3 protein-coding genes are annotated in these 2,733 nt (G+C 67.6%); all 3 read right to left on the reverse strand.

Annotated elements, in window-relative coordinates; all coding sequences use genetic code 11:
* Positions 1-459: M14 family zinc carboxypeptidase (locus VF468_03970; protein HEX5877470.1), on the reverse strand; the 459-nt coding region annotated here is incomplete at its 3' end.
* Between the two features lie 691 nt (positions 460-1,150).
* Positions 1,151-1,315 (reverse strand): hypothetical protein, encoded by a 165-nt coding sequence (locus tag VF468_03975; protein HEX5877471.1) that lies wholly within the window; start codon positions 1,313-1,315, stop codon positions 1,151-1,153.
* 305 nt (positions 1,316-1,620) lie between these two features.
* Positions 1,621-2,526 (reverse strand): tyrosine-type recombinase/integrase, encoded by a 906-nt coding sequence (locus tag VF468_03980; protein HEX5877472.1) that lies wholly within the window; start codon positions 2,524-2,526, stop codon positions 1,621-1,623.
* Between the last annotated feature and the right edge of the window lie 207 nt (positions 2,527-2,733).

The raw sequence follows: 2,733 nt of genomic DNA on the forward strand, positions 1-2,733 counted from the left end.
CATCAGCCGCCGGTTGACCTCGGTGGAGATCCATTCACGCGCGTGCTGGGTGGAGCTGTAGAGGACGGCCGGACGCCTGCCGTCCGGTTGCTCTTGAGCGCCCTGGGTCAGCTTGACCGCGATGATCTCGCGACCCTGGCCGGTGTGGCCGAGAACCTCAAGCTTCACCAGCTGGGGGTTGTTGCGCGCCGCGGCGTAGAGTTGGTCGCGGATACCGCCGGACTCGTCGAACGAGCGCCAGACGGTGAAGCCGTTGGCGGCCTGTTGCGCCGCGAACTCCTGGACGGTCAAGCCCCCTTTGACCCGGGTCAGCTTCAAGTCGACTCCCCGGCCCCGAAGCCGGTCGGCCTGGGCCTGGTCGAGGACCAGGTCGAGCTCGATGCCATTCGCGACCCGTCGCTGGCCGCTCACTTCGATGCCCTGCTCGGCGATCGTGGCTATCTCGTCGGCCTGGACCACTGCGGTGTAGGCATCCAGCCGATCCGAGTCTCTACCTTGGCTCGGTGCGGCAGACGCGGTCGTGAGCCCCATGCAGAGAGCGGCGACTACCGCTGCGACCAGTGAAATGACAAGCGATCGACGCATGCTCCACCTCCGCGTAGGCACAACGGCGGTCACCACCGACCCCACCAACAGAACGCCAACGGTGCTGCCGACGTTACGAGCAAAGAAACAAACACCCCGGCCGCGGGGGGACTGAACCGCCCTGGTCTTGGTGGAGAGACTCAAGCAGGACCGCCCAGCGGACCAGGGCGTCGCGTCTCTCGCGGCCCCAGCCTGGGCGTGGCGATCAAGGCCGCCGCCGGGGCCGCTCAGAGCCTGGAGGGTGGCGAGCCCAAGCCGTGCCTCCGCAAGCGTTCAGCCGCGCCTCGGCGCAGAGCAGGGCATACCATCTGCCGCCGCCAATTTCGAATCGCCACGGCCAGGCGACGGCGCTGGGCCGTCGTGGGGCCGCAGAACTGCGGTTACTCACGGTCAACCAGGTAACCAGCGGACAATCAAACCCGCAGCTCGTCAGCCGTAATCGGCCGTGATGAGGCCGCTGGCCCGTATATGGCATGCAAGAGGTCAGGCGTCAGCTCGGAGTGAAGTGGCCCACCAGCTCGCGAGCGTAGTAGTCCTCCCAGCGCTCGGTGACACGGCGCTCGGTCTACTTATCTAGGCGCATCAGCAGGTAGGTCAGCTCGCTGCGGACCACTTTGCCGCCGAGCAGCTCCGGCAGCTCTGAGAGCGTGACGAGCCACTCCGCATACCAGGACGTCTTGTCCAGCAGCTCAACGGCCAGGTTCGTATCGCTTCCCTGGTCACGAGCCACCTATTCACCTTCACACGGCAGCGATCGGCAGCCCAAGTAGTGACGGCCGTGTCTAACTCTCGGAGCTACTGCGGCGAGGGCGCCTGAGCGTCTTCTCAAGAACCTCAGCTGCTTGTCGGTCGGCCGCCGCCAGGAAGTGCGTGTAGACCCGAAGTGTGGTTGCTCCCCGCCGGCGTGGCCGATCCGGCCTGACACCGTTCGCAGGTCTACCCCACCCGCGATGAGCTGAGTGGCCGCGTGGTGGCGCAGATCATGCAGCCGTGTCCGGAGGCCGAGCCGTCTGGCAAGCCGCGAGAACCGGTGCGTCACCGAGTCTGGATGCATAGGTTGTCGGCCGGCCGGGTCAAGGAGAACACATAGGCGTCCTCGGACAGCCGCACACCACAGGCCTCCGCCCGCTCGGTGCAGCGACGGTGGTGCTCATCAAGCAGCGCAACACTGTCCGCGGAGAGCGCCAGCCGGCGGGCGGCATGGGTCTTGGTGTCCTTTTCCACCACCACCCGGCCCGCGGCCTGAAAGAGGTTGCGTAGGATCAGGAGCTCGGCCGCCTCCAGGTCAACATGCGCCCACCGCAGCGCGCACAGCTCTCCCCGCCGAGCACCCGTCGTCGCGGCCAGCCACAGCAGGACCGCGAAATCCGGATCAGCCTCGTAGGCGGTCTCAAGGAGCCGGGAGACCTCCTCTGGGGTGGGCGGGCGGATCTCGGCCGACCCAAGTCGGGGTGGGCTGGCCAGGGCTGCCGGGTTGGCCGGAATCCAGCCCCAGCGGGCCGCCTGATCCAGCCCCCGGCGCAGGATCGCGTGAACCTGGCGCACAGTGGCCGGCGCCATCGGTCTGCCTCCGACGCCGCCGCGGCCGCGCAACTCCGAGTAGAAGCGGTCGAGTGTGGCGGTGTCGAGACGCCGCAGTGGCAGATGGCCGAGCGTCGGCAGGATGGTCCGCTCGATGTAGCCCTTGTAGGTAACCCGGGTGCTCCAGGCGAGGTCGGCCATCTCCAGCCAGCGCTTGAGCAACTGAGCGAGGGTCGCGTCGGTGGCTGGTCGTCTGCCCTCGTCGACCTGGGTGAGCAGTCGGACCCTGAGGGCCTGGGCTTCGCGCTTGGTCCGGGCCGTGCCGGTGAGGTTGCGGCGCTTGCCGGTGAGCGGGTCCCGGCCTGCGTGGACGATGACCTGCCAGGCGTTGCCGCGCTGGCGGATGAAGCCCTCTGCCATACCCGCGAGCCTAGGGCGTTGACGTCGGTTGACAAGAGCTTCTAGCGCCTCGACCGGTTAGCCTCAAGGGTGCTGGTGGGAGGAGGCGCCCCCGGCAGGACTCGAACCTGCAACCTACGGATTAGAAGTAAGGCTGGCCCCGTCTGCCCAGTGCTGCCCTGGACCATCGCCGCAGGTTACGTCGGGTCCGCCGTCCGCCTGGTTACA

It is taken from the genome of Actinomycetota bacterium, assembly GCA_036280995.1.
GTDB lineage: Bacteria > Actinomycetota > CALGFH01 > CALGFH01 > CALGFH01 > CALGFH01.